Origin of the sequence: Bacteroides mediterraneensis, assembly GCF_025993685.1 — a bacterium.
Taxonomy (GTDB): Bacteria; Bacteroidota; Bacteroidia; order Bacteroidales; family Bacteroidaceae; genus Phocaeicola; species Phocaeicola mediterraneensis_A.
The window spans coordinates 1,938,223-1,963,942 of sequence record NZ_DAJPEN010000001.1 but is presented as its reverse complement, the minus strand read 5'-3'; the positions used below and the strand labels follow the sequence as shown (position 1 = coordinate 1,963,942).

Here is a 25,720-nt window from a genome sequence, read left to right as displayed (position 1 = left end):
GAAATTTTCTTTGGAATAACAAAATATTTATTACCTTTGCAACACTCATTTATGAAATTTAATGTTGCCGAGGAAAATCTAATTAATTGAAAAATAGATGTTTATAGGAATGTCTTTTCCAGCCGTGTACCTACCCCTTTCGTGAATGAGCCAAAAAGAAACAATTTTGTGAATTAAAGATATAGTATGAAAGCATTGAACAAAGAGACCGCCCATAAGACGGTCCGTCCGGAAAGAATCATCCAGTTTGGTGAAGGGAATTTCCTCCGTGCATTTGTGGACTGGATTATTTACAACATGAACGAAAAGGCCGACTTCAACAGCAGCGTGGTAGTGGTACAGCCCATCGAAAAGGGAATGATTGACAAGCTGAACGCTCAGGATTGCCTGTACCATGTCAACCTGCAGGGACTGGAAAAAGGAGAGTCTGTGAACAGCCTGACGATGATTGACGTCATCAGCCGTGCCCTGAATCCTTACCACCAGTTCCAGGATTTCCTGAGACTGGCCGAACAACCCGAGATGCGTTTCGTGATTTCCAATACGACGGAAGCGGGCATTGCCTTCGACCCTTCCTGCAAGCTGGACGATGCGCCGGCTTCATCCTATCCCGGAAAACTGACACAGCTTTTGTATCATCGCTATCAGACCTTCCAGGGCGATATGTCGAAAGGGCTGATTATCTTCCCGTGTGAACTGATTTTCCTGAACGGGCACAAGCTGAAGGAAACCATCTACCAGTACATCGAACTTTGGAATCTTGGCGACGGCTTCAAAAACTGGTTTGAAAAGGCTTGCGGTGTATATGCCACGCTGGTCGACCGTATCGTACCGGGATTCCCGCGCAAGGACATCGATGCCATCAAGGAAAAGTTGCAATATGACGACAACATGGTGGTACAGGCCGAAATCTTCCATTTGTGGGTCATCGAGGCACCGAAGGAAGTTGCCGCCGAATTCCCTGCCGACAAGGCCGGACTGAACGTGCTGTTCGTACCGTCGGAAGCACCGTACCATGAACGGAAGGTGACCTTGCTGAACGGTCCGCATACCGTACTCTCTCCAGTGGCATACCTTTCCGGCATCAATATTGTGCGCGATGCCTGCCAGCATCCGGTGGTCGGCAAGTTCATCCATAAGGTGATGTTCGACGAATTGATGGAAACTTTGAACCTGCCGAAAGAGGAGCTGGAGAAATTTGCACGAGACGTGCTGGAACGCTTTAACAATCCGTTTGTAGACCATCAGGTGACTTCCATCATGCTGAATTCCTTCCCGAAATACCAGACACGTGACCTGCCCGGACTGAAAACGTACTTGCAGCGTAAGGGCAAACTGCCCGAAGGACTGGTACTGGGACTGGCTGCCATCATCACTTACTATAAAGGAGGTGTACGTGCCGATGGGGCTGAAATTGTCCCCAACGACGCACCGGAAATCATGGATTTGCTGAAACAGCTGTGGGCTACGGGCGATACGGCCAAGATTGCGGAAGGTGTACTGGGGGCCACTTCTATCTGGGGCGAAGACCTGAACCTGATTCCGGGGCTGAAGGAAGCCGTGAAGAAAGACCTTGACAGCATTCAGGAGAAAGGCATGCTGGAAACGGTGAAGGCCATTCTTTGACAATTAATTGTTAGAATTCCATATTCATCTTGACGGGAGGAAAGGCAGATAAAGGGCCGTTTCCTCCCGTTTTGTTTGTATAAACTTGCATTTTCGATTCTTTTTTTATATCTTGCCTTCAAAGCAGGAGGCAGGTATGGAAATCACCGCACAAGTACAAAAGGAATTGGAGCTTTTCAATCGTGGACGCACGCGTGACAATGGAGCCTATCTTATCAGCATGGCGACCGAGTATCGCCCGTATTATGCGCTGTGGCGCGAATTTCTTTCTCCTCCGTCCTATCTCTTTGTCCGTACGCTGGGCGTGACGTTGGATGCGGCTTCGGCCCGTGCCTTCTCGATGTTGCAGAACTGTAATGTGAGGTTGGAAACAGCCGAAAATGAACGGTTTGAACCGTATTACGGCCTTCTGGACGATTTGATGCCTTTCGGCAAATACAAGGGAAAACATTTGGCGGAGATATATTATATCGACCCTTCGTATATACTTTGGCTGGCCAACAAGTTTGAGCCTCACAATCCGCGGTATGAACGTACGGTGGAACTGGCCAAACGTTTTGCCGTGGTACACTTTGAACTGACCGTGCGCAAGCCGCGTATCGCCTCCGTCAGCCGGTTTGTGCGGGAGGTGGGCGATACATTGAAAGATTTGCAGGTGACGGTGCTTCACGTGCGGTTGCAGGTAGATACTTATAAACCTGATTTTTTTGTCGACCAGAACGTATTGGCGGCCGACCGCGACGGCAACCGTTTCACGTTTCTTGTCAAGGCCCGTGCCCGTAGCCTGAGTCCCAATGTGCTGAGTTGTCGCAGTCGGGCGATTGAGCCACAACAGTTCCTGCATCTGCTGTCGGCCAAGGTGATGTCGCACTATGAATCACACGGGGTACGCTATACCCGGCTGGGATATGTGAAGCTGGCGTGAAGGAAGGCCCGGCGTACGTATTCTTTTTTCAAGTCCAAGGGTTTGAGCACCTGCTGGTCGTAGGTCAGCAAGTCGATGTCGAGGGGGATGCGTCCTTCCTCCTTGCTTTGGGGAGTCCGGCCGTTGGTCTGTTCGATTTCTTTCAGTAAGTTCCGTACCTCCGTCATGGCCAGTGAGGTATGAAAACGGGCCGCCCGGTTCAGAAACGGTTGCGGGTTGCTCATCCTTTCCGGTTGTGTCTCCACGATTTCCCCCCATTCAATTCCCGGGAAAAGCCGTTGCAGCGACTCTTCCGCATTCTTCAGGTGAAGCCGGGCGTCCAGGTTGGAGCCCATGCAGAGCAGGCAGGTATGAGATACATCAGTTTCGGGCATGACGGGTATGTGCTTTACGGAATACAAAATACAATCCTACGGCAATGAAAGGGAGGCTCAGAATCTGTCCCATGTCTATCGGAAGAGCATTCTCAAAGTCCACTTGTCTTTCCTTCAGGAATTCCACGAAGAAACGGAAGGTGAAAATCAGGGTGATGCACAGACCGAAATAAAATCCTTTCTGCACACGGTCTTTCCGTGTCCGGTAGACGGCCAGCATAATCAGGAAGAAGACGAAATACGCCAATGCCTCGTAGAGCTGGGCCGGATGGCGGGGCTGCATGTCCACACGTTCGAAGACGAAGGCCCAAGGCACATTCGTGGGCATGCCGATGATTTCAGAGTTCATCAGGTTGGCCAGACGGATGAATCCGGCCCCCAAAGGAGCCGCGATACCCATCATGTCGAGGATATCAAGAAAATGAATTTTCGTTTTCCGGCAGAAAAGGACCAAGGCCAGAATCAGTCCCAGAGTACCACCGTGGCTGGCCAGTCCGGCATATCCGGTGAACACCCATCCCCCTTGCGGCAGGAAGTGAACCGGAAGGATGATTTCCAGCGGATGGCTCAGGAAATACTGTGGGTCATAAAAGAGACAGTGCCCCAGTCGTGCTCCGGCAAAGATTCCGATGAAACTGTAAGTGAACAGGGTTTGAAACGTATCCAGCGGAAGCCCTTTCTGTTTGTACAGACGGTAGACCACTTGTGTGCCGCTCAGAATGGCGATAACCCAGCACACGCTGTACCATCGGAGCGTAAACCCTCCAAGGTGAAACAAGGCCGGGTCCGGGTTCCAGTGTATATAAAGTAATTCCCTCATTTTTCCCTTTTTTAGAATCGGAGCAAAGGTAAGGAAAAATGAGGGAATATGCGAATGAAAAAGACGTTTACGAATTTTCTTCTGCAGATTGAGCTTGCTGATAGGCTTCCATTTCCTTCCGGCTGCGGCTGGAAGTAACCAGATAGACCCCACCGAAAATCAGTACCACGGCAATGATTTTCGTCAGGTTGAAGGAATCCATGCCCCAGCATACGGCTACGATGCAGGCTACCAGCGGCTGGATGTAGTTGTACATGCCGGCTACCGTCGGACGTAGGTTCTTCTGGCCCACCACAATCAGCATGTAACTGATGAAGGTGGCCCCTACCACGATGAAGATAAGGCTGCCGATTTCAGTGGCCTGCAGTCCGGTCCAGTCGGCATTCATCAGGTCGCGGGCCGAGAAGGGGAGTGTGCAGATGAAGGAATAGGTGAACATCCACTTCATGATGGTGATGAGCGAATATTTGTTTACGAAGTCCTTGAAGCGCACGATATAGAAGGCATAGCAGAACTGGGCGAACAACACCAGCAAATCTCCCCAGATGGCCGTGTGGCTGGCAGAAGAAGCAGCCGGCTGGTTCTGACTGCTTCCCAGGATAAGCAGCAAGGCACCTCCCGCACCGCAGGCAATACCCAGCACCTTCTTTCCGGTAATCGGTTCTTTCAGGATGAAGGCAGCCAGTACCATGGCCCAGAGCGGCATGCTTGTAGTGATGATGGACGCATCGCCCGGCGAGCTCAGGCTCACGCCGAAAATAAACGAACCCTGATTGAACACGATGGCAAACAGGGAAGCGAAAAACAGCGTAATCAAGTCCTTGTGGTTCACGTGCTCCGGTTTCTGAAACAGGGAGGCAATCCAGAACAATACCATGGCTCCTCCGATACGCAAGTCCGTAACGACCAGCGGTGTGACGGCCCCTCCGGCCATCAGCAGTTTGGACATGGGCGACATCAGTCCCCACATTGTATTGGCTCCCAGCATGGAAGCATGTCCTTTCCAGCTAAATTTTTCCATATAGTCTGTGTCTTAATTATTTTCAAAAAACGCTGCAAAGTTAGGAAGGAGTGAGGGATTAATATTGTATTTTTGTGCTATAATCATGAAGAATACGACTATGTGGAAGGAAAATCTGTATCAGCAGGTGGAGATTCTTTTGAGGGAGCACGATGAATTTCCAATCGGGGAGCACCAGCACTCGTTTTTTGAGATGGCCTATATTCTGGAGGGGAGCGGCACTTTCTGTGCCCATACGGTGGGAAGCGAGCGGGAGTGTCATACCTACGAAGCGGGCGACCTCTTCCTGATTCCGCCCAGCCGGATACACGTGTACACCATCCGCACGCACAGCCGTTATGTGTTTATCCGCTTTACGGAGAATTATGTGTTCGACAGCATCGGCCATTACGTGGGGCGCGCGCTCGAGGTGCAGTCGGGGTTCCGGATGCAGCCGGCTGCGGCCGACCGTGAAGCCATCCGTCGGCTCATGGAACTGCTGGTGGAAGAAGCCTCCGGCAAGCGTGCCTTGTCCGAAATGCTTTTGTCGAACTATGTGAACAGCCTCATCCTGCTGGCTGCCCGTGGACTGGATGCTACGGAGACGGGCGTGGGACCGGAAGGAGACAAGGCCCGGAACCTGCTGCTCTACATCGAACAGCATATCGACCAGCCCGATGAGCTCCGTCTGGAAGCGCTGGCCGCCCGCTTTCAGTTGTCGCCCACCTACATCGGACGTTTCTTCAAGCGGAATTTCGGCGAGGATTTCCGGCTTTATGTTTCCAAGAACCGCCTGAAGCGGGTGGAAGAGTTGCTTACGGGCACCCGCATGAGTGTGAAGGAGATAGCCAGCCGGATGGGATACATCGACTCCTGCTACCTGAGCAAGCTTTTCCGGCAGCACCACGGGATGACTCCCATGGACTACCGGAAAGCGCATGCCCCGAAGCCGGCGGGCATCAGTTGTAAGTAATCTCGAAAGTAAGCGTGTCGTAGGCCTCTTTGGTGGTTTCCTTCACGTTCTTTTCTTCGTATTGATATCCCCTGTCCGGATTTTTGGGGTCAATCAGTTCCGCACCTACCACCACGTCATATTCCCGTGTCACGACCTCGAAGTAGTCTTTGACAAGAATAGACTGCAGGTTCTGTTCGTTGTCGAACGTATAATTAAGGTCGCTAGGTTTTTGAACTTCCCGGATATACTTGGATGACTCATGTACTGTTACATTCGGAGTCGGATAGGCTTTCTGTGTGCCGCTCCACTGATTCATGGTTTGTCCTGCAAAATGTTCAGGCAGGCAGTCTCCCGTATTTCCCATGCGTCCGAGATGGAATGCGAAATTAAAGTCATCGTCTTCTAGCAGATAGCCCATGATGTCGATGGGACCGTGGTTGGGGTACTGGTGGACGAAATCGGTGGCGGCGTCAAAGGTATAAGAATAATTATCACCTGTGTATTTTCCGTTATAATATTCAAAAGAAGCCAGCTTGCCGTCTGCATACGTGAACGTGTATACCGAGGCTTCCTCTCCGGCATTGGCGTCTTTCATCTGTGCCAGCCGTCCGTCGTCAGTATAAGTGAAATTGATATACGGTTTGTAATTGCCCGTTTCCTTGTCATCATGGAGAATGCTTGTGGCATTGCCGGCTTCGTTCAGTTGGATGAGGTAGCGGGTGTCATACGAATATGAACCGTCGATTTCTTTTTCATCCAGCGTGATTTCATTCTCAGCGGTATAGGTAAAGGTACGTTCTACTTTCTTGTTTGCTTGTTGGATAAGAGTACCCGTCATTCGGTTCTGAGCGTCGTAGCTGAATTGCCAGACCGTCACTTCCGAGGTAGGGCTGCTATCTGTCAGGGCATCCCGCTGCCAGTTTGCAGTGCAACGCACTTCCTTTACCAGCTTGGTGGTTGTTACCCCTTCTGAGCTGTCACTGCCGGCCTGTTCCACGGTAATGGTGAGCGACTGGCCTCCACATTCGATGGTAATCACGGCCTTCCGGCTCGTGGTGCCTGTGTTGGGAGAGATGGTCAGCGTGAGGCTCTGCTCACCGGCTGGACCGCTGTAGGCACTGAGCGTGAGCCAGTCCACCTCGCTGCCTCCATTCCGTTGGTCGGTAGCCGCCTTAATCCAGGCCGTCCAGGCGGAAGTGGCGGTAAACTTAATCTGCTCCTGGGTGTCGGCCGATGTTTTCGAGTCGAGCACCAAGGTGGGTGAGGTACCTTCTGTCAGCTGGAGCGTTTTTCCTTTGTCTTCGTTTTCATTGCTGCATGCCCCGCATAATAGGGCTGCAGACAGCATCAGGGGAATCCAAGTTTTCATAAAAGAGAAATTAGTTTTTAAGATTTATGCGGCAAAGGTAGGGTATTGGAAAATACTTTTTTTCACCGGAAACCGTGATTTCCACGGTCTCCTGAAAGTTTTCAAAGCGTAAAAAAGGGCATAAAAAAACGCAAGTGCGTTTGGAATAAAACGCCTTTGCGTTTGACTTAAAACGCAAGTACATTTTACTTGAAACGTACTTGTGTTTTATCTGAAACGTCCTTGCGTTTTTGGAATATTCGCAAGGTCTTCTTTTTCAGGATGTTTCTTACTGGTACAGGAAGCGCTTGATGCTCTTCTTGGCCGTTTTTTCGAACTCTTCCGGGTACAGTTTCACGTGCGTGATCTGCGCATACGCCGGCAGCACCTTGTTCAGTTCGATGCGGTTCTGGTCGAGGGCTACTTCCAGCTGCTGTTTGCTCAGTCCGTGAGAAAGCGCGTCGTCAATGTCCGGATAAATCAGGGCCACCAGTTTGTTGTCTTTCAGGATGACCAGCGATTCGTTCACATACGGCATGTTGTTGAGGCGTGCCTCGATTTCTTCCGGATAAATGTTCTGTCCCGAAGCCGTGAGCAGCATGTTTTTGCAGCGTCCCTTGATGAAGATGTTCCCATCGGCATCCTTGATGGCCATGTCGCCTGTGTGCAGCCAGCCGTCCTTGTCGATGGTCTGTGCGGTGGCAGCCTCATTTTTGTAGTAGCCCAGCATCACGTTCATGCCGCGGCACACCAGTTCCCCGGGCACACGCTCCGGATTGTCGGAGAGCACTTTCGTCTCCATGTTGGCCACTGTCTTTCCGCATGAAGTGTACAGAATCTCATCCCAGCGGCTGTGGCAGATGAGCGGGGCGCATTCCGTCATGCCGTAGGCAATGGTGTAGGGGAAATTGATTTTCCGCAGGAAGGCCTCCACTTCGGCGTTGAACGGGGCACCTCCCACCACAATTTCGATGAAATTCCCGCCGAACACCTCCATGGCCTGCTGACGGATTTGTTCCTTGATTTTGTCGCTGATGATGGGCAGGTTCAGCAGCAGCTTGCCCAGCCGGTTGTCCACCTTCGGCAGAATGTTCTTCTTGAAAATCTTCTCCACGATGAGCGGCACGCAGGCAATGACCCGCGGACGGATGACGGCAAACGATTCGGCAATGATTTTCGGACTCGGCATGCGGGTGAGGAACCACAAGTGTGCGCCCACGGTGATGCCGTAAAGAAAATCGAACACCAGTCCGAAGATATGTCCCAGCGGAAGCATGGACACGATACTGTCGCCCGCCTTCAGTCCCACCTTGTGATGGATGTGTACGATGTTGGAAAGGATGCTCCGGTAGGGCAGCATCACCCCTTTGGAATAGCCCGTAGTGCCCGAGGTGTAGTTGATGACAGCCAGTTCTTCCGGCTCTTCCCGGCGGTAGGACACCTGTTCGGCACGGAAACGGCAGGGATATTTCTTGCCGAATTCCTCGTTCAGGTGCTCACGGGCATACGTGAGCTGTTCCGAGCGTGACACCACCAGGTCGAAATTCTTCAGCTCGATGATTCCCTCCAGGTTCGGCATGGCCGCTTCGTTGAACTCCTCCCACACCTGGTCGCCCACGAAAAGCATGCGGGCTTCCGAATGGTTGACGATGTGGTGCACGTTATCGGCCTTGAATTCATGGAGAATGGGAACGGCTACCGCCCCGTAGGTGACCACTCCTAAGAAAGTGGCTGTCCAGTTGGCACTGTTGCGCCCGCACAGCGCGATTTTGTCTCCCTTCCGGATGCCTGCCCGTTCGAGCAGGATATGCATTTTCTCTATCTTTCTTGCTACGTCCTTGTATTGCAGGGTAGCTCCTTTGTAGTCTGTCAGTGCATCACGGTCCCAGTTGGCGCGGATGCTCTCTTCCACAAGCTGTATGAAACTGTCTTGTATTTCCATTTCAAATTGCACAATGTTTGACACAATGTGCGCAAAAGTAATAAAAGTTGATAGAACTTTACCTATGTGGCTTCCTTTTTTTACGAAATTCCGACTTTTAGGACATTTTTCTTTTCTTTATCATACTGTTTGTATCCCTCTTGGCTGCCAGCAGTCCGCTTGCAGGGGAATGGCCAAAACCTTCATTCTCATTCGTTCGCGAATGATTCCCCTGCGAAGCGTACAGCAGATGTTTTAAGTGCGTTTAAATTTTATGCGTAAGAACTCGATAAGAGCCGGACTGAGCGAAATCAGCACGATACCGTATAACAGCAGGTTGAGGTGCTTCTGTACAAAAGGAAGGTTTCCGAAAAAATAGCCGGAAAGACAGCACAGAAGAACCCAGACGGCTGCTCCTGCCACATTGTAGCCCATGAAGCAGGGGTAGTGCATCCTCCCCATTCCGGCTACGAAGGGGGTGAATGTGCGGACCACAGGCACGAAGCGGGCGATGAGGACGGCCTTTTTGCCATGTTGCTGGAAAAAGGCATGGGTCTTTTCCAGGTGGCTTTGGCGGAACAATCTGGAATCGGGCCGGTTGAATAGCTTTTCCCCGAAACGTTGCCCCAGCAGGTAGTTGCACGAGTCGCCTAGTACGGCTGCCACGAACAGTACTAGAAGCAGCAGGCTGATGTGCAGGGGAGTACCTGGCAGGGAGGCCATGGCCCCGGAGACAAAAAGTAGGGAGTCTCCGGGGAGGAATGGCAGGACTACAAGTCCGGTCTCACAAAAAATAATTAGAAACAAGAGGGCATACGTCCACAGATGGTAGGCTTGCATGAACTCCATCAGGTGCTGGTCGACATGCAGGAGGAAGTCAATCAAAAAGTCCATGGGCGGCATGCAGTTTTTGTAGGAATGTGGAAGCGTCTTTTCCTTTCAGGCAACACAGTTCCGTGACGGGTTCATACAAGAAAGAGGCATACGACAATACCTGGAACGCAGCGTATTGTTGGTCTTTTGAATGTACGAGAACCAGGTACAGGCGGTTCTTCTCCAGCGCGGTTTCAGGCAGCGAACAATAGTCGGCCAGGTGTTCCCGTAAGCGGGAGAGCTGCTCCTTGGGACAGTTGAAATGCCGTTTGTAGATACGGCTGCCTGTTTCCGCGTATGCCAGATAGCGGGTGCGGAAGCCTAGAAAGTAGAGTGAAGCACCAGTCAGCAGGATGCCGAGAATGATTCTCAATGCGTTCATATTAGACTCAGATTGGCTTTTGGGCAAGAAGAACAGGCTGAGTCCGACGGCCAGCATGCCTACGGAGAGAACGATAAGGGACAGATGAGTTTGTTTCCGGATATCCTGAGTCGGATAGGATTTGGATAAGTTGAATATTTCCATAAGTTCGTTTTTTGTGATGGATAATTTTATAAAGTTTTGTTTAAGAAAATGGGACAATACGTTCTTGTCTTGCATTCATGAGGTGAAGCAAGAAGCATTTCGTTCCGATACGTGCTGCACCGGAATGAAAAATAATAAACCTTATAAAACGGCTAAATGAGAATCCTTCTCATGGCAAATATGTAGTATTCGCATGAGGGAATCACACAATGGATAAGATTGGAAGGAAAAAGACATTCCTTGTCCTTCAACAATCCTCCTTCTCGCAGGGAATGATAGTATAGCAATAGACGAAGAGAGAAGTGGATGTTTTGTTCATTGAGGCGTTGGATACGCTTTTCCAGTTCCTTACCAAGCGAATGGTGGTGGGTGAGGGTGCTGAACAAATCATGGGTCTTGTCTAAAGCGGCATGAATGAAATGGAACGTTTCGTCAGTATCTGTGGAAACTGACATTGTGGTTGAAGAAGTTACATGATGGCTGGTATGACGGAATGAGTCGGCCGTTGTCGTCTCTATTTTCATAAAGATGACAGCAAGCAACAGCATTATTTTAAACATTGTCCGTTTCATACCTCTTCTCCTGATGACTACGCAAATATAGGTAATATTCTTATATGCCCAAAACAGGAGTTGTAAATTTCCTTTTTCTTCTGTTTTTTCGTCTTTTAGCACAGCGAATGGATTGAAAACAAAGCGGATGAGAGAGTGTTTGGCGGAAATGTTTTCAGAATGGTGATTCTGCCGGCGGGAAAGTAATGAAAAATGCGTACCTTTGTCGTCAATTAAAAATTAGTAGCGAAAGAAGAATGAATTTTCAGAAACTGACTCCCATTGTGAACAAACCCAATGCGTGGGCCTTGAGTCCGCTGGTGGTGTTTTTATGCCTGTATCTGGTGACCTCCCTGATTATCAACGATTTCTACAAGATTCCTATCACCGTGGCTTTCATGGTATCGTCCATTTATGCCGTGGCCACCACGAAGGGATTGAGCTTGAACGACCGGCTGATTCAGTATTCCACGGGGGCAGCCAACAAGAACATCATGCTGATGATTTGGATTTTCATTCTGGCGGGAGCTTTTGCCCAGTCGGCCCAGGCCATGGGAGCGATTGACGCCACGGTGAATCTGACCTTGCGCCTGCTTCCGGACAACTTGCTGTTGGCGGGCATTTTTCTGGCCGCGTGTTTTATTTCCCTCTCTATCGGTACGTCGGTGGGAACCATCGTGGCACTGGTGCCGGTGGCGGCAGGTATTGCGGCCAAGACGGATGTCAGCGTGGTGTTCATGACGGCCGTGGTGGTGGGTGGTGCCTTCTTTGGCGACAACCTTTCCTTTATATCCGATACCACGATTGCAGCGACCCGTACGCAGGGGTGTGTGATGCGCGACAAGTTCCGGGTGAATTCGCTGATTGCTTTTCCGGCAGCCTTGCTTGTCTTTATCTACTATATCATTTACGGTAGCCATATTGAGGTGGTACAGGATATTCCTCATGTGGAGTGGGTAAAGGTGATTCCTTACCTGATTGTGCTCGGTACGGCAGTGGTCGGCATGAATGTGTTGCTGGTCTTGCTGTTGGGGCTGGTGGCCACGGGCATTGTGGGGATGGTTTACGGTGCCTTCGATGTGTTCGGCTGGTTCGGGGCCATGGGAAAAGGCATGACAGGCATGGGCGAACTGATTATCGTGACCCTGATGGCGGGAGGCATGCTGGAACTGATTCGTTTCAACGGAGGAGTGGATTATGTGCTGCACCGGCTTACCAAGCATGTGAAGGGCAAGCGGGGGGCGGAACTGAGCATTGCGGCCCTGGTGAGTCTGGCCAATGTATGTACAGCCAACAATACGATTGCTATCATTACCGTAGGTCCCTTGGCCAACGATATTGCTGAGCAGTTCCGGGTGGACAAACGGAAGAGTGCCAGTATTCTGGATACGTTCTCGTGTGTGATACAGGGCATCATTCCTTACGGGGCGCAGCTGTTGATTGCCGCGGAGCTTTCCGGCTTGTCGCCTATCAATATCATCGGGTATCTGTATTATCCGATGGCCCTGGGGGCGGTGGCTTTGCTGAGCATCCTGTTCCGTTATCCTCGCAGATATTCCTGAATTGGAGGCTTTTTCAGTGAGATTTTATAACTTTGTCAATTATCTAAAACAGAAAGAGATATGCTGATTTACAATACTACATTTCATGTGGAGATGGGCGATGCCCGTAATTTTATCATCTGGTTGAATGAATGTTATATTCCGGAAGTGGAGAAGTCGGGTGAGCTGAAGAATCCCCGTATCCTGCGCATCCTGAGCCATAAGGAGCAGGACAGTGAATGTTTCTCGCTGCAGTGGGAGGTGGAAGACAGTGCTATGCTGCACCACTGGCATGTGAAACAGGGAGCGGCACTGAATGCCGAGATGATGAAGGTGTTCAAGGATAAGGTCATCGGATTCCCTACATTGATGGAGGTGATAAAGTGATTCAGCCGGTCAAGGAAAAGATTATTCTCGGCATCGACCCAGGTACGAACATCATGGGCTATGGGGTGCTGAAGGTGACGGGGGTGAAACCGCAGGTGATGACCTTGGGGGTTATCGACTTGCGCAAATGCGGTGACCCTTACCTGAAACTGAAGCACATCTACGAGCGGGTGCAGGGCATCATTTCCTCGTACCTGCCTGATGAACTGGCCATCGAGGCGCCGTTTTTCGGAAAGAACGTACAGTCCATGCTGAAACTGGGACGGGCGCAGGGGGTGGCCATCGTGGCGGCTTTGATGCGCGACATTCCGGTGGCGGAGTATGCGCCGCTGAAAATCAAGATGGCCATCACCGGCAACGGGCAGGCCAGCAAGGAGCAGGTGGCCGACATGTTGAAACGGATGTTGCACATTCCCGATTCGGAGATGGGACCTTTTATGGATGCCACCGATGCGTTGGGAGCGGCCTATTGTCATTATTTGCAGATGGGACGTCCGGAAATGCCGAAAACGTATTCCAGTTGGAAGGATTTTATTGCCAAGAATCCGGAACGCATAAAAAAATAGGAGAAAAGAAGTATGAAACTGAAGCATCTTGTCGTAATGTCAATGATGACAGTGGCAGCGGGATGTACATCCTCGCACCAGGATGCACAGACGACGTTTGACAAATATCCGGTGTACAACGGTGAATGGGAGGAAATGGTGTATGCCCCTTCCGTCACGAAGTTTTCGCTTTGGGCCCCTACGGCACAGGAGGTGCGGGTGTTGCTCTATGAGAAAGGGCAGGGAGGCTCGGCCTACCGGATGGTGAAGATGGAGCCGGCATCCGACGGGATGTGGCAGGCCCGGGTGGACGAAGACCTGAAAGGGAAGTTCTATACGTTCAATGTGAAGATTGACGACGTATGGCAGGGAGATACTCCCGGACTGCTGGCCAAGGCGGTGGGGGTGAACGGCGACCGGGCAGCCATCATCGACTGGGGTGCGACGAACCCGAAGGGGTGGAACGAAGACAAGCGTCCGCCGTTGAAGCGTTTTTCGGATATCATCATTTATGAATTGCACCATCGGGATTTCTCCATCGATACGGTGGCGGGTATTCATAACCGGGGGAAGTTCCTGGCACTCACGGAAGAGGGTACAAAGACTTATCTGGGGGAGAAAACGGGACTCGACCATCTGAAGGAACTGGGGGTGACTCACGTACAGCTGTTGCCGTCGTTCGACTTCTCGTCGGTGGACGAGACGAAGCTCGACAAGCCGCAGTACAACTGGGGTTATGACCCGAAAAACTATAACGTGCCGGAAGGTTCGTATGCCACCGACCCTTACAAACCGGACGTACGTATCCGGGAATTCAAGCAGATGGTGATGGCCCTTCATCGGGCGGGTATCCGGGTGGTGATGGACGTGGTGTACAACCATACTGCGATTACGAAGGGAAGTAATTTTGAACGTACGGTGCCCGGGTATTTCTACCGCACGGATGCCAATGGAAAATGGGCCAATGCTTCGGGTTGCGGCAATGAGACGGCCAGCGAGCGTCCGATGATGAGGCGTTTCATGATTGAGTCGGTCTGCTATTGGGCTAAGGAATATCATATCGACGGTTTCCGCTTCGACCTGATGGGGATTCATGATATCAAAACAATGAACGAAATCCGCCAGGCGCTCGACCGGATTGATCCTACAATTTATATTTATGGAGAAGGTTGGGCGGCCGGTCGTCCGCAGCTGCCGGACAGTCTGCTGGCCATGAAGAAGAATGCGCAGCGGCTTCCGCACATCGGCATGTTCTGTGACGAGATGCGCGATGCGTTGCGTGGTCCGTGGGACGATAATGCCAAAGGGGCGTTCGTTATCGGTCGTATGGGGCATGCGGCGGGCGTGAAATTCGGACTGGCAGGGGGAATTGCTCATCCGCAACTGGTGGAGAAGCATGCGACTGCGTCTGTGCAGCCTCCGGTCCCGACTGACAGTCTGATGGAAGATTCATTGGCTACGGTGAAGGCGGAGAAGGAACTTCATTTCTGGGCTGCGCAGCCCGACCAGCTCATCAGTTACGTGAGCTGTCACGATGATCTCTGTCTGGCCGACCGGCTGAAGACGACCTTGCCGGGACTTTCGGAGCAGGAGATGAATGCATTGGCCAAGCTGGCGGCTACGGCAGTATTCACGTCGCAGGGCATTCCGTTCTGGTATGCGGGGGATGAGATTCTGCGCGACAAGCAGGGCGTAGCCAATTCTTACAAGAGTCCGGATGCCGTCAATGCCATTGACTGGCGGAGAAAGACTTCACATCATGATTTCTTTGATTACGTGCGCGGACTGATTGCCATGCGCAAGGCACATCCTTCGTTCCGTATGGGTGATGCTTCGCTGATTGCCAAGCACCTGGAGTTCTTGCCGACACCAGCCAGCAATGTGGTGGCTTTCCGTATCAAGGGAAGTCCTGCGGGTGATTCGTGGCTGAATACGGTGGTGGTGCTCAACGCACGTACGGAACCGGTACAGATTAATGTGCCCGAAGGACGTTATTGGATAGCCTGCCGCGACGGGCGCGTGGACAATGTGCTGGGACTGGGTACGCTGACGGGCAATGTGCTCACGGTGGCTCCCCGCACGGCCATGATTGTGCATCAGTAAGAAACAACGACATAGAAACAATTATAAAACTAAAAAAGACAATGCAGAATGTAATTACAATTGAGAACGGGGTGACACGTCATCCGCTCTATCGGATGAGGGAACCTATCAACCTGCAGATTGCTGCGGGAGAGCATGTGGCCATTGTGGGACCGAATGGGGCGGGAAAGAGCTTGTTGGTGGATACCATCACAGGCCGTTATCCGTTGTTGATGAACGAGGTGAAGTATGATTTCTCTCCTTCAGAATCCAAAATGGCTTGTGACAACATCAAATACATCACCTTCCGCGATTCGTATGGGGATGCCGACGGGAATTATTATTACCAGCAGCGATGGAACTCGCACGACTTGGACGATACGCCCATCGTGGCCGATTTGCTGCCGGAGTGCAAGGACGAGCAGCTCCGGAAGACACTCTATGACTTGTTTGGCATAGAGGAGATGCTCAGCAAGCACATTATCCTGCTTTCCAGTGGAGAACTCCGCAAGTTCCAGCTGACCAAGACGTTGCTGAGCGGTCCGCGGGTGTTGATTATGGACAATCCTTTCATCGGTCTGGATGCCCGGACACGCGGACTGTTGCATACGTTGCTGGGCAAGCTGACGGAGATGACGGATTTGCAGGTGATTCTGGTCTTGTCGAAGACGGACGATATCCCGACGTTCATTACGCACGTGATACCGGTGGAAGACCGTCACTGTGGACCGAAAATCACGTTACAGGAATACCTGGCTCACCGGGAACCGGCTCCGGCACATGTGTTGTCTGATGAGAAGCGGCAGCGGATATTGGATTTGCCGTATGCCGAGAACCTGTATCATACGGAGCATATTGTAGACTTGAATAAGGTAAGCATCCGATACGGGGAACGGGTCATTCTGAAAGACCTCGACTGGACGGTGAAGTGCGGAGAGAAATGGGCGCTCAGTGGAGAGAACGGGGCCGGAAAGTCTACGTTGCTGAGCTTGATTTGTGCCGATAATCCGCAGAGTTATGCATGTGACATTGCGTTGTTCGGACGCAAACGGGGAAGTGGTGAGAGTATTTGGGAAATCAAGAAGCACATCGGTTATGTGAGTCCGGAAATGCACCGTGCTTATTTGAAGAACCTTCCGGCCATTGACATCGTGGCCAGCGGTTTGCACGATTCCATCGGTTTGTATCGTAAGACACAGGCAAAGGATGTGGAGACGTGCGTGTGGTGGATGGACATCTTTGGTATTGCCGACTTGAAAGACCGCAGTTTCCTCCAGCTCTCCAGTGGGGAACAGCGTATGGTGCTGTTGGCTCGTGCGTTTGTCAAAGACCCAGAACTGCTGATTCTGGACGAGCCTTTGCACGGTTTGGATATGCGTAACCGCCGGTTGGTGAAGGATGTTATCGAGGCTTTCTGTGGCCGGAAGGACAAGACCTTGATCATGGTGACGCACTATCAGGAGGAACTTCCGTCTACCATTACCAATTCGTTGTTTCTGAAGCGGAATAAGTAGGAAGTGAAATCCCCCTAGTCACCAGTCGCGAGAAACTCCCAGCATCTCTCCCATAAGGCTTTCTGACGGGGATTAACCGTGAGGAACAACCCCTAGGTGTTTCTCAGGAGGAATGCTCCGGTGATTCATAAGTGAGATAATATAAGAATCCCCTTATTTTTCTACTTTTCTTTTTGTGAGGGAGAAAGAGAAAAATAAGGGGATTCCTTTGTAAATACGTCCTCAAATCCGGAAGTTCTTGACACCTCTTCAAATTTCTGAGGTGTATTTGTTTCCAATATGCTGCGTCTTCAAATACTTGGAGATCTCTTATGACTGAGGCTTGCAGGCGGGGGGCTGAGTGTTTTGGTTGGCCTTGTTTCTATTAGCGCCCTATCTGCTTACCAGCCTTGCTTGTCCTGCAGTTGGCGGAGGGCCTTACGGTAATCTTCTATCAGTTCCGTCATCACTTCATCTACCGTCTGCAACTGGTGAATCTGTGAGGCGGCTTGTCCGATTTCCAGCTCTCCTTCATAGATATCTCCTTCAAAGATACCTTTCTTAGCCCGGCCTTTGCCTAATAAAGCCCTCATTTCATCGGCAGAAGCTCCTTTTTGTTCGGCTTCTTCCACCTGCTTGTAGAAGTCGTTCTTGACCAGACGGGTGGGAGAAAGCTGTTTGAGGGTCAGTTGGGTATCCCCTTCGTTCAGTCGCAGGCACCGGTCCTTGAAGGTGAAGTGGGCTGAACTTTCTTCCGTCAGGGCGAAGCGGGTACCCATTTGTACACCTTCTGCGCCCAAGGCTTCCGCAGCCAGGATACCTTCCCCCGACACGATGCCTCCTGCGGCAATGAGGGGAACGGTGCATACTTTCTTCACTGCCGGAATCAGGCAGAAAGTAGTAGTCTCTTCCCGTCCGTTGTGTCCGCCGGCTTCGAATCCTTCGGCTACAATAGCATCCACTCCGGCTTCTTCACATTTCATGGCGAAACGGCTGGAGGATACTACATGGGCTACCTTGATGCCTGCCTGTTGAAGTTTGGGAGTCCATGTTTTCGGGTTACCGGCAGAGGTAAACACGATTTTCACTTCTTCTTCCTGGATAATGTTCATAAGGGTTTCAATCTCAGGATACATCAGCGGCACATTGACACCGAACGGCTTGTCGGTAGCTGCCTTGCACTTGCGGATGTGTTCGCGCAGGGTTTCCGGATGCATGGAACCAGCTCCAAGTAACCCCAGTCCACCTGCATTGCTGACGGCTGAGGCCAGTCGCCAGCCGCTGCACCACACCATTCCTCCTTGAATGATAGGGTAGCGGATACCGAAAAGGTGACAGACTCTGTTGTTCATAACGATTATTTATTATATTTTTCCAGCAGGCTCTTGGCTACGGTGTCACCCAATTTGACAGCCTTCTCCAAGTTGGCCAACCCTTCTTTCTTTTTGTTCTGCTGTAGCTGGCAGTAGCCGAGCATACGGTAAGCGGCAGAATTCTGCGCATCCAGTTCAATGGCCTTGTTCAGGGCTTCGATGGCTTCATTCAGCTGGTTGACGCGGAGATGGATGCCTCCCTTTTCTACCCAATATTCCGCATTCTTCGGTTCCATTTCGATGGCCTGGTTGATATCATTGATTGCCTGCTGATACATGCGGCATTGCATCTCAGCCTGTTCGCGGATGAAATAGAACTCAGCGGAAACCTGTCCCATCATGGCTTCCTGGAAAAGGTTATAGTCTGTTACCGCTTCACGGAACTGGTTGTCTTCCGCTTTCATGCGTCCACGTTCGTAGAGGTAGGGGGCAGCTTCCTTGCCGTAGGGTGGGTTGTATTTTGCCACGGCACTGTCCATCAAGGCAATGGCTTCTTTCTTGGAAGCACCCTCAATCAGTTCCTTCGTTTTGGCTGCCGCATAGAAGGTAGCAGCCGAAGCCAGCGGAGTGCGGTTTACTTCTTCGTAGCTGGTGAAAGCTTCCGGATATTTCTGCATGGCAAAATAAATGTCTCCCTGCAGCTGGTAATACAATCCTTGCTTGTCGTTCTCAAGGGCCGTATTGATTTCCTTCAGTGCCCGTTCCAGTGTCCAGTCGCCGTAAGGTTTGGCACCCTGTAATCCCAGCACGTAATTATATAATAGTTTGGAGCGGTTGTAGTAGGCATCTCCTTTGTTGTCTGAAGCTTCCACCATGGCTTCCAAATCCTTTTCGGCCAGTGCATAGTGGGAGTCGTCTCCATAGCCGATGTAGCAGGTAGCCCGGCGGGAATAACCTTCGCTGTTTTTCGGAAACTGCTGGATGAATTCGTTCAGCAGGTTCAGGTATTCATCGCGGGTCAGGTTAGATGAAGCCATGTACACATACACCAGCGCCTGAGACTCGTCTTCCGGCAGCCCTTTCCGGATGCCAATGGCATTCAGGGCGAAGTCGTTGGCCGACAGGGCACTGATGGAAAGACTCTTGGCATATCCGATGCCGATGGCATAGCTCGAAGTGCTTTCCTTGTCGCTGTTTTTCTGTATCAATCCTATCACTTCTCCTTCCGCGTTCATCACTGGGCAGCTGACTGTCTTGTCACCCGTTTTCATGTTCAGGGTGTAATAGAAAGAGTTGTTGCTGATGGTATCAATCTTGGCAATGGTGCCGTGCGTACCCGTTGCCGCTTTCTGTGTGGAGTAGGGTAGCACGTACACAGTCTCGTTCACCGTTCCCGGACGTGAGGTCGGTTGCAAGGCTTCTGCCTTTTTGTCGAGAGTCGTCTTGAACTTCACTACGTCGTACATGTCGTTGGCTCCCAGAATGTATTCTACCGGAAGCTCTTTGCCTTCGGCGGTGACTACAACGGCACGTTCGGCTCCTTTAAATAAGGTATAATCTGAAACAGCTGTTCCATTTTCGTCGATAAAGAATCCGTTGCCGGTATTGAGAATCTGGTTGTCTTTGTCATACGTGACAACGGAAAATACCGCTTTCCGGGCTTTGTTTGCCCATTTGGGAAGTTCTTGGGAGAATCCCATCTGGAAAGCCATTCCGCAGCACGTCAGAATAAGAGTAAATTTACTTATTTTCATGGTAGTTGTATGTTTTATTGTTTTATTCTTCTCCGAATCCTCTTTGTTTCACGGCTTCGTAAATCAGGATACCCGCTGCTACGGATACGTTCAGTGATTCGATGTTTCCGAACAAAGGAATTTTAATCCATTCGTCGCAAAGAGCCAAGTGGTCATAAGGCACACCCGTATCTTCCGCCCCCATGATGATGCAGGTCGGACTCTTGTAGTCGGCCTTGGTGTAATCATAATCCCCTTTCTCCGTGGCCGCTACAATCTTGAATCCGCTGTCTTTCAGAAATTTGATGGTATTTGTAATGTTATTTTCTCGACAGACAGGGATTGTGTGCAGGGCACCTGCCGAAGTCTTGATGGCATCCGCATTTACGCTGACACTGTTCTTGGAGGGAATGATGATGGCATCTACTCCGGCACATTCACACGTGCGGGCAATGGCTCCGAAGTTGCGCACATCCGTCAGTCCATCCAACAGGATAAGTAACGGATTCTTCCCCTGTTCGAACAGGAAGGGTACGATGTCCTCCGTGCGCTGGTAAGTGATGGGTGAGATGAAAGCCACTACGCCTTGGTGATTCTTCTTGGTGATGCGGTTGATGCGTTCCACCGGCACCCGTTGTACGGGGATAAAGGTATCTTTCAATACTGCGAAGAGCTCCTTCGACAAATCACTCTGGATATCCTTTTTGATTAATACCTTGTCAATCTCTTTTCCGGCCTGGATAGCCTCGATGACGGCGCGTACGCCGAAAATCATTTCGTTCTTTTCTATCATGGTCTTGTAGTTTCTTGTTATGAGTTAAAGCCTAGCAGGGCACGTGCATTCTGTACGGCAGCTTCTGTAAGCGTACTGCCGCTGAGCATGTGGGCGATTTCCTGCACCCGTTCCTCGTCCGACAACCGTCGGATGTGGCTGTTTGTCCCGGTCTCGGTGTCTTCCTTGTACACCTTGTAGTGCGCGATGCCGCGGGCTGCAATCTGAGGAAGATGCGTGATGCTGATAACCTGCCGGTTCTGTCGTCCCATGTCCTGCATGATGAGGGCCATCTTCTCTGCGATGGAGCCCGAAACACCCGTGTCAATCTCATCGAAGATGATGGTAGGAAGTTTGACAGCTCCCGCAATCATGGCCTTGAGTGAGAGCATCACGCGGGCAATCTCACCGCCCGACGCGATGGAAGCCACATTCTGCAGCGTTCCGTTTTTGTTGGCCGAGAAGAGGAAAGTCACGCTGTCCATCCCCTTGCAGTCTGGTTCCTTTCGGGCCGTCAGTTCCACGGCAAACCGCACGTTGGGCATTCCCAGCGGGATAAGCAGAGATTCCATCTGCGATTCGATGTGGCGGGCCGATTGCGTACGGAGCTCAGTCAGCAAACCGGCTTGCTTCAGTACCTCTGTGTAGAGTTTTTTCTTTTGTCCTTCCAGTTCTGCAATCCGGTCGTCGAAAGAAGTGATGGCATTCAGCTGATGGCGGTAGTTTTCCGTCAGTTCCAGCAGTTCCTCTACCGTTTGTACGTGATGCTTCTGCTGCAAGGAATAAATCAGGTTCAACCGTTCGTTCACGAAATCCAGACGCGAAGGGTTGAATTCCACTTCTTCTTCCGCATTGCCAATCTCGCGGGCAAGGTCTTTCAGTTCGATGTAGCAGCTGTTCAGTCTTTCCATCCATTCCCGTGCCGGGGCATATACCTGAGTCAGTCCCTGAAGCGTCTGCATACATTCCTTGGTGAGCGATACCGTACCTCCTTCCTCACCGTTAATCAGTTGGCTGGCCTTGTAAAGTCCGGCCTTGATGTCTTCGGCATGGCTCAGCGTTTCCGCTTCCTGCTCCAGGTCCGTTTGTTCGTTTTCCTTCAGTCCGGCCTCCTCCAGTTGCTCCAGTTGGAAACGGATATAGTCTTCGTCCTGTCGGCTCTTTTCAGCCTGTGCGATGAAATCCTCCAGTTCCTTCACTACTTTCTTATACGACTGATAGACGGCCTGATAGGTCGAAAGCTGTGCCTCGTCCTGTGCCAGAATGTCCAAGATGTTCAGCTGGAAACCTTCTTTGTTCAGCAACAGGTTCTGGTGCTGGCTGTGTACGTCAATCAGTTTTTCGCCTAGCACCTTCATCTGTGCAAGTGAGGCAGGAGTATCATTGATGAATGCCCGGCTTTTTCCGTTGGCCGACACTTCACGGCGCAGGATACATTCGTCCGGTTCGTATTCGATGTCGTTCTCTTGGAAAAACGGTTCCATGCCATAGTTGGCAATCCGGAAAGTCGCTTCCACAATGCACTTCGAAGCCCCTTTCTTGATGGCTTTCACATCGGCTCGCTGACCCAGCAGAAGTCCGATGGCCCCCAAGATGATGGACTTACCCGCTCCGGTTTCCCCGGTAATGACCGAAAATCCGGAAGTGAAGCTGATGTCCAGTTTGTCAATCAGCGCATAGTTTTGTATGAAAATAGACTGTAACATGGCAATTTAGGAATGAAACAGACTCGAAAGTTTGTCTACAATGTCTTCGGCTACTTCCTTCTTGCTTTTCAGCGGATAAGAAACAGCTTCCGAACGGTCGATAATCGTGATTTTGTTGGTGTCACAGCGGAATCCGGCCCCTTTGTCATTCAACGAATTCAGTACGATGAAATCGAAGTTTTTCCGGGCCAGTTTGTCCTGGGCATGACTTACTTCATCGCAGGTCTCCAAGGCAAATCCCACCAGCACCTGTCCCGGACGTTTCTCTTTTCCGAGCGAGGCGGCGATGTCGCACGTCGGCTTCAACCGCAACACCAGGTCGTCTTTTTCCCGCTTGATTTTCTGTGCGGCTACCTGTTCCGGGGTAAAATCGGCCACGGCGGCACAGAGGATTCCGGCATCGGCCTCCTTGAAAGCTTCGGCTGCGGCCTGATGCATTTCCGTCGCACTTTCCACGTCTATGCGGTGAATGTGCGGATGGACGGTATGCAGGGTAACAGGGCCGCTTACCAATGTGACTTCGGCCCCTCGTGCGGCGCAGGCTTCGGCCAGGGCATATCCCATTTTCCCGGAAGAATAATTGCCGATAAAGCGTACCGGATCAATCTTCTCGTACGTAGGACCCGCCGTGATGACAATCTTCCGTCCGGCCAAGTCCTGCTGTCGGGCGAAAAACTCTTCCAATACTTCCACAATCTTCTCCGGTTCCTCCATGCGTCCTTTTCCTACCAAATGGCTGGCCAGTTCGCCCGAAGCCGGTTCGATGATGTGGTTGCCGTAGCTGCGCAGAATATCCAGATTATGCTGGGTGGAAGGATGGGCAAACATGTCCAGGTCCATGGCCGGAGCCACGAATACCGGTGCTTTCATCGACAGGTAGGTGGTGACCAGCATGTTGTCGGCTATTCCGTGTGCCATCTTGCCGATAGTGGAAGCCGTAGCCGGAGCGATGACCATGGCATCGGCCCATAGTCCCAAGTCCACGTGACTGTGCCACGTGCCGTCGCGCTGTGAGAAAAACTCGCTGATGACCGGCTTGCTGGTCAGAGCCGAGAGGGTGATAGGAGTGATAAATTCCTTTCCTGCGGGGGTGATGACAATCTGCACCTCCGCCCCCTTCTTGATCAGTGCCCGTGTCAGTACCGCTGCCTTGTAAGCCGCAATGCTGCCCGTGATGCCCAGTACGATTTTCTTGCCTTGTAGTGTATTCATGCACAATTCCCTTTACTTGACCAGCCCTGTTTCGCGCAGGCGAATCTTGGTCAGTACGTTCTTCGTATTCAGTGTGAAATCTCCGTTCATAATCCAGCCATAGTAGCCCATGTCTTTCTTGAGCACTTCAGCCACAGGAATTCCTTTGTATTTTCCAAAGTTGAAAATCTCCACTCCCTTGTCGTCATAGATAATTCTTCCGGCAAAGTCCACGTTCTTGCTGTAGCTGGAATAATCCGACAGGAAATTGATGTCGTTTTCCAACACATCCGGATAATGGTCGAGCTGTGCCTTCAGCACTTCATACGTAGCCCGTGTGTCGGCTTCGGCCGTATGTGCATCTTCCAGGTTCTTGCCGCAATAGAACTTATAGGCAGCCGAAAGTGTGCGCTGTTCCAACTTGTGATAGATAACCTGAACGTCGATGAATTTCCGTTTGGTCAGGTCGATGTCGATACCTGCCCGCAGAAATTCTTCCACCAGTACGGGCACATCGAAACGGTTGGAATTGAATCCGGCAATGTCGGCTCCTTCAATGTCTTTGGCGATGTCCTTTGCCACCTCCTTGAAAGTCGGGCAGTCGGCCACGTCCTCGTCGTGAATGCCATGGATGGCAGTCGATGCTTCCGGAATGTGCATCTCCGGATTGATACGGAGCGTTTTGGCCTCCTCATTTCCGTTGGGATATACTTTCAGGTAACAGATTTCAACGATACGGTCTGTATTGATATTGGTGCCCGTGGTCTCCAGGTCGAAGAACACGAGCGGATTTTTCAAGTTCAGTTTCATGAGTAAGTTATGTGTACAAATGAATAATCAGTCATTCAGCATCATCGGCATCAGCAGCATCAGCAGGTCTTCGTTTTCTTCCTGTTCTTCCGGCACGATGACCCCTGCGCGTGACGGGTCGGCCAGTTCGATGATGATATTTTGTGCAGAAATATTGTTCAGGATGTCAATCAGGAACGATGACTTGAAACCGATGCTCATCGGATTGCCGTCATACTGGCATACGATGGTTTCTTCGGCCGAAGTCGAGAAGTCGATGTCCTGTGCGGAAATCTTCATCTGGTTTCCCGACAGACTCAGCTTGATCAAGCTGCTGGACTGCGAAGAGAACACAGACACACGGCGCAGGGCACTGATGAACAGGGTACGGTCGATGATGGCGCGGTGCGGGTTGTTCTGCGGAATTACCGAGTTGTAGTTCGGGTAACGTCCTTCAATCAGGCGGCATACCATCTGATAGTTCTCCAGGGTGAACATTGCGTTGCGGTCGTCGAAACCGATTTGTACGTCGCCCTGCTCTTTCGGCAGCAAGCCTTTCAGCAGGTTGGCCGGTTTTTTCGGCAGGATGAAAGCCGCTTTCTCAGCTCCGTGAGCCGCATACGTCTTGCAACGTACCAATTTGTGTCCGTCGCTGGCTACGAGCGTGATGTCTTCTGTGCTGATGTCGAAATAAATACCGTTCATCACCGGACGAAGTTCATCGTCGGCCGTGGCAAACAGGCTGCGGTTTACCCCGTTCATCAGGACATCAGCCCCCATGGTTACCTGCACGGCATTGCTACCCAGCTCCTGTGCATCCGGGTATTCGTCGGCATTCTGTCCCATCAGGCTGTATTTGCCGTTCTGATATTCGACGGTGATTTCCCTGTTTCTGGTTTCTATGTGAAAACTCAACGGCTGTTCAGGGATTTCTTTCAGTGCTTCCAGCAAAGTCTTGGAAGAAACGGCAAACCGATCGTCGCTGTCCGATTCGTTCACTTCGATGGAGGTCGACAGGGTTGTGTCGTTGTCGGATGCCGTCATGAAGAGCGTACCGTCTCTCAGTTCGAAAAGAAAACAGTCCAGAATCGGTAAGGAATTTCTTGAATTAATCACTCGGCTGATAGCCTGCAGATGGCTGAATAAAGCAGTGCTTGAAACGATAAACTTCATAGTTCTTTTATATTTATTTTTATTTTGTTCTTGTTCTCCGAAAGCATCCTTGGATGCCTTAAACCAATTGCCAAAG

General features: G+C 51.1%; 23 protein-coding genes. 8 read left to right on the top strand and 15 right to left on the bottom strand.

Annotated elements, in window-relative coordinates; translation table 11 throughout:
* The first annotated feature begins 186 nt into the window (after positions 1-186).
* Complete coding sequence (locus OIM59_RS08350; RefSeq protein ID WP_299171617.1) at positions 187-1,626, top strand: tagaturonate reductase; 1,440 nt, start codon at positions 187-189, stop codon at positions 1,624-1,626.
* 136 nt (positions 1,627-1,762) lie between these two features.
* Positions 1,763-2,551 (top strand): hypothetical protein, encoded by a 789-nt coding sequence (locus OIM59_RS08345; RefSeq protein ID WP_299171614.1) that lies wholly within the window; start codon positions 1,763-1,765, stop codon positions 2,549-2,551.
* Here OIM59_RS08345 and OIM59_RS08340 read toward each other — a convergent pair.
* The 3 genes from OIM59_RS08340 to OIM59_RS08330 form a co-directional block, all read right to left on the bottom strand.
* Positions 2,518-2,925 carry a 2-amino-4-hydroxy-6-hydroxymethyldihydropteridine diphosphokinase gene (locus OIM59_RS08340; RefSeq protein ID WP_299171611.1) on the bottom strand — a complete coding sequence of 136 codons (408 nt, stop codon included), beginning with the start codon at positions 2,923-2,925 and terminating at the stop codon, positions 2,518-2,520. The two genes, OIM59_RS08345 and OIM59_RS08340, sit on opposite strands and share 34 nt — an antisense overlap.
* Positions 2,912-3,745, bottom strand: coding sequence for a prolipoprotein diacylglyceryl transferase (gene lgt / locus OIM59_RS08335; RefSeq protein ID WP_072542700.1), 834 nt, complete (start codon positions 3,743-3,745; stop codon positions 2,912-2,914). Before lgt ends, OIM59_RS08340 begins: the two co-directional genes overlap by 14 nt.
* A 67-nt stretch (positions 3,746-3,812) precedes the next feature.
* Positions 3,813-4,766, bottom strand: coding sequence for a DMT family transporter (locus OIM59_RS08330; protein ID WP_299171607.1), 954 nt, complete (start codon positions 4,764-4,766; stop codon positions 3,813-3,815).
* 85 nt (positions 4,767-4,851) lie between these two features.
* Here OIM59_RS08330 and OIM59_RS08325 point away from each other — a divergent pair, with 85 nt between their 5' ends.
* On the top strand, positions 4,852-5,718 hold the full coding sequence (locus OIM59_RS08325) for an AraC family transcriptional regulator (protein WP_303896128.1): 867 nt from the start codon (positions 4,852-4,854) through the stop codon (positions 5,716-5,718).
* On the opposite strand, the gene OIM59_RS08320 is transcribed toward OIM59_RS08325, so the two are convergent.
* From OIM59_RS08320 to OIM59_RS08300, 5 genes are all read right to left on the bottom strand, one after another.
* A complete protein-coding gene (locus OIM59_RS08320) occupies positions 5,705-7,069 on the bottom strand; it encodes a BACON domain-containing protein (RefSeq protein ID WP_303896126.1) in 1,365 nt (454 codons plus the stop codon). The two genes, OIM59_RS08325 and OIM59_RS08320, sit on opposite strands and share 14 nt — an antisense overlap.
* Before the next feature lie 268 nt (positions 7,070-7,337).
* Positions 7,338-8,990 (bottom strand): AMP-binding protein, encoded by a 1,653-nt coding sequence (locus tag OIM59_RS08315; RefSeq protein ID WP_299171596.1) that lies wholly within the window; start codon positions 8,988-8,990, stop codon positions 7,338-7,340.
* A gap of 234 nt (positions 8,991-9,224) precedes the next feature.
* Entirely contained in the window at positions 9,225-9,863 is a 639-nt protein-coding gene (locus tag OIM59_RS08310; RefSeq protein ID WP_299171594.1) for a DedA family protein, read from the bottom strand.
* Positions 9,847-10,368, bottom strand: coding sequence for a hypothetical protein (locus OIM59_RS08305; protein WP_303896121.1), 522 nt, complete (start codon positions 10,366-10,368; stop codon positions 9,847-9,849). The genes OIM59_RS08310 and OIM59_RS08305 overlap by 17 nt, the downstream gene beginning before the upstream one ends.
* A 152-nt stretch (positions 10,369-10,520) precedes the next feature.
* The gene (locus OIM59_RS08300; protein WP_299171588.1) at positions 10,521-10,940 is read right to left on the bottom strand and encodes a hypothetical protein; all 420 of its coding nucleotides are present in this window, start codon (positions 10,938-10,940) and stop codon (positions 10,521-10,523) included.
* 236 nt (positions 10,941-11,176) lie between these two features.
* Here OIM59_RS08300 and OIM59_RS08295 point away from each other — a divergent pair, with 236 nt between their 5' ends.
* Genes OIM59_RS08295 through OIM59_RS08275 form a run of 5 tightly spaced genes read left to right on the top strand, consistent with a single transcriptional unit; the run spans position 11,177 to position 16,988 of the window.
* Positions 11,177-12,481, top strand: a complete 1,305-nt coding sequence (locus tag OIM59_RS08295; RefSeq protein WP_299171585.1) for a Na+/H+ antiporter NhaC family protein — start codon at positions 11,177-11,179, stop codon at positions 12,479-12,481.
* A gap of 60 nt (positions 12,482-12,541) precedes the next feature.
* Positions 12,542-12,847 carry a DUF4286 family protein gene (locus OIM59_RS08290; protein WP_299171582.1) on the top strand — a complete coding sequence of 102 codons (306 nt, stop codon included), beginning with the start codon at positions 12,542-12,544 and terminating at the stop codon, positions 12,845-12,847.
* Positions 12,844-13,413, top strand: a complete 570-nt coding sequence (gene ruvC, locus OIM59_RS08285) for a crossover junction endodeoxyribonuclease RuvC (RefSeq protein ID WP_303896116.1) — start codon at positions 12,844-12,846, stop codon at positions 13,411-13,413. The genes OIM59_RS08290 and ruvC overlap by 4 nt, the downstream gene beginning before the upstream one ends.
* Positions 13,414-13,425: 12 nt before the next feature.
* Entirely contained in the window at positions 13,426-15,495 is a 2,070-nt protein-coding gene (gene pulA, locus OIM59_RS08280; RefSeq protein ID WP_303896114.1) for a type I pullulanase, read from the top strand.
* A gap of 41 nt (positions 15,496-15,536) precedes the next feature.
* On the top strand, positions 15,537-16,988 hold the full coding sequence (locus OIM59_RS08275; RefSeq protein ID WP_303896111.1) for an ATP-binding cassette domain-containing protein: 1,452 nt from the start codon (positions 15,537-15,539) through the stop codon (positions 16,986-16,988).
* Positions 16,989-17,368: 380 nt separating this feature from the next.
* Here OIM59_RS08275 and OIM59_RS08270 read toward each other — a convergent pair whose 3' ends face one another.
* Genes OIM59_RS08270 through dnaN form a run of 7 tightly spaced genes read right to left on the bottom strand, consistent with a single transcriptional unit; the run spans position 17,369 to position 25,644 of the window.
* On the bottom strand, positions 17,369-18,319 hold the full coding sequence (locus tag OIM59_RS08270; protein ID WP_303896108.1) for a nitronate monooxygenase family protein: 951 nt from the start codon (positions 18,317-18,319) through the stop codon (positions 17,369-17,371).
* Between the two features lie 5 nt (positions 18,320-18,324).
* Positions 18,325-20,034 carry a tetratricopeptide repeat protein gene (locus OIM59_RS08265; protein ID WP_303896105.1) on the bottom strand — a complete coding sequence of 570 codons (1,710 nt, stop codon included), beginning with the start codon at positions 20,032-20,034 and terminating at the stop codon, positions 18,325-18,327.
* Between the two features lie 22 nt (positions 20,035-20,056).
* Positions 20,057-20,806, bottom strand: coding sequence for a 23S rRNA (guanosine(2251)-2'-O)-methyltransferase RlmB (gene rlmB / locus OIM59_RS08260; protein ID WP_072542681.1), 750 nt, complete (start codon positions 20,804-20,806; stop codon positions 20,057-20,059).
* Between the two features lie 17 nt (positions 20,807-20,823).
* A complete protein-coding gene (gene recN / locus OIM59_RS08255; protein WP_299171559.1) occupies positions 20,824-22,491 on the bottom strand; it encodes a DNA repair protein RecN in 1,668 nt (555 codons plus the stop codon).
* A 6-nt stretch (positions 22,492-22,497) separates the two neighbouring features.
* The gene (coaBC, locus tag OIM59_RS08250) at positions 22,498-23,703 is read right to left on the bottom strand and encodes a bifunctional phosphopantothenoylcysteine decarboxylase/phosphopantothenate--cysteine ligase CoaBC (RefSeq protein ID WP_299171556.1); all 1,206 of its coding nucleotides are present in this window, start codon (positions 23,701-23,703) and stop codon (positions 22,498-22,500) included.
* Positions 23,704-23,715: 12 nt separating this feature from the next.
* Positions 23,716-24,492 (bottom strand): 3'-5' exonuclease, encoded by a 777-nt coding sequence (locus OIM59_RS08245; RefSeq protein ID WP_072542678.1) that lies wholly within the window; start codon positions 24,490-24,492, stop codon positions 23,716-23,718.
* 27 nt (positions 24,493-24,519) lie between these two features.
* Positions 24,520-25,644, bottom strand: a complete 1,125-nt coding sequence (dnaN, locus tag OIM59_RS08240; RefSeq protein WP_299171551.1) for a DNA polymerase III subunit beta — start codon at positions 25,642-25,644, stop codon at positions 24,520-24,522.
* Positions 25,645-25,720 lie beyond the last annotated feature (76 nt).

Bases quoted from the DNA above. Each gene is read 5' to 3' on its own strand.
- OIM59_RS08350 (WP_299171617.1), top strand. From the start codon at position 187: ATGAAAGCATTGAACAAAGAGACCGCCCATAAGACGGTCCGTCCGGAA.
- OIM59_RS08345 (WP_299171614.1), top strand. From the start codon at position 1,763: ATGGAAATCACCGCACAAGTACAAAAGGAATTGGAGCTTTTCAATCGT.
- OIM59_RS08340 (WP_299171611.1), bottom strand. From the start codon at position 2,925: ATGCCCGAAACTGATGTATCTCATACCTGCCTGCTCTGCATGGGCTCC.
- lgt (WP_072542700.1), bottom strand. From the start codon at position 3,745: ATGAGGGAATTACTTTATATACACTGGAACCCGGACCCGGCCTTGTTT.
- OIM59_RS08330 (WP_299171607.1), bottom strand. From the start codon at position 4,766: ATGGAAAAATTTAGCTGGAAAGGACATGCTTCCATGCTGGGAGCCAAT.
- OIM59_RS08325 (WP_303896128.1), top strand. From the start codon at position 4,852: ATGAAGAATACGACTATGTGGAAGGAAAATCTGTATCAGCAGGTGGAG.
- OIM59_RS08320 (WP_303896126.1), bottom strand. From the start codon at position 7,069: ATGAAAACTTGGATTCCCCTGATGCTGTCTGCAGCCCTATTATGCGGG.
- OIM59_RS08315 (WP_299171596.1), bottom strand. From the start codon at position 8,990: ATGGAAATACAAGACAGTTTCATACAGCTTGTGGAAGAGAGCATCCGC.
- OIM59_RS08310 (WP_299171594.1), bottom strand. From the start codon at position 9,863: ATGGACTTTTTGATTGACTTCCTCCTGCATGTCGACCAGCACCTGATG.
- OIM59_RS08305 (WP_303896121.1), bottom strand. From the start codon at position 10,368: ATGGAAATATTCAACTTATCCAAATCCTATCCGACTCAGGATATCCGG.
- OIM59_RS08300 (WP_299171588.1), bottom strand. From the start codon at position 10,940: ATGAAACGGACAATGTTTAAAATAATGCTGTTGCTTGCTGTCATCTTT.
- OIM59_RS08295 (WP_299171585.1), top strand. From the start codon at position 11,177: ATGAATTTTCAGAAACTGACTCCCATTGTGAACAAACCCAATGCGTGG.
- OIM59_RS08290 (WP_299171582.1), top strand. From the start codon at position 12,542: ATGCTGATTTACAATACTACATTTCATGTGGAGATGGGCGATGCCCGT.
- pulA (WP_303896114.1), top strand. From the start codon at position 13,426: ATGAAACTGAAGCATCTTGTCGTAATGTCAATGATGACAGTGGCAGCG.
- OIM59_RS08275 (WP_303896111.1), top strand. From the start codon at position 15,537: ATGCAGAATGTAATTACAATTGAGAACGGGGTGACACGTCATCCGCTC.
- OIM59_RS08270 (WP_303896108.1), bottom strand. From the start codon at position 18,319: ATGAACAACAGAGTCTGTCACCTTTTCGGTATCCGCTACCCTATCATT.
- OIM59_RS08265 (WP_303896105.1), bottom strand. From the start codon at position 20,034: ATGAAAATAAGTAAATTTACTCTTATTCTGACGTGCTGCGGAATGGCT.
- rlmB (WP_072542681.1), bottom strand. From the start codon at position 20,806: ATGATAGAAAAGAACGAAATGATTTTCGGCGTACGCGCCGTCATCGAG.
- recN (WP_299171559.1), bottom strand. From the start codon at position 22,491: ATGTTACAGTCTATTTTCATACAAAACTATGCGCTGATTGACAAACTG.
- coaBC (WP_299171556.1), bottom strand. From the start codon at position 23,703: ATGAATACACTACAAGGCAAGAAAATCGTACTGGGCATCACGGGCAGC.
- OIM59_RS08245 (WP_072542678.1), bottom strand. From the start codon at position 24,492: ATGAAACTGAACTTGAAAAATCCGCTCGTGTTCTTCGACCTGGAGACC.
- dnaN (WP_299171551.1), bottom strand. From the start codon at position 25,644: ATGAAGTTTATCGTTTCAAGCACTGCTTTATTCAGCCATCTGCAGGCT.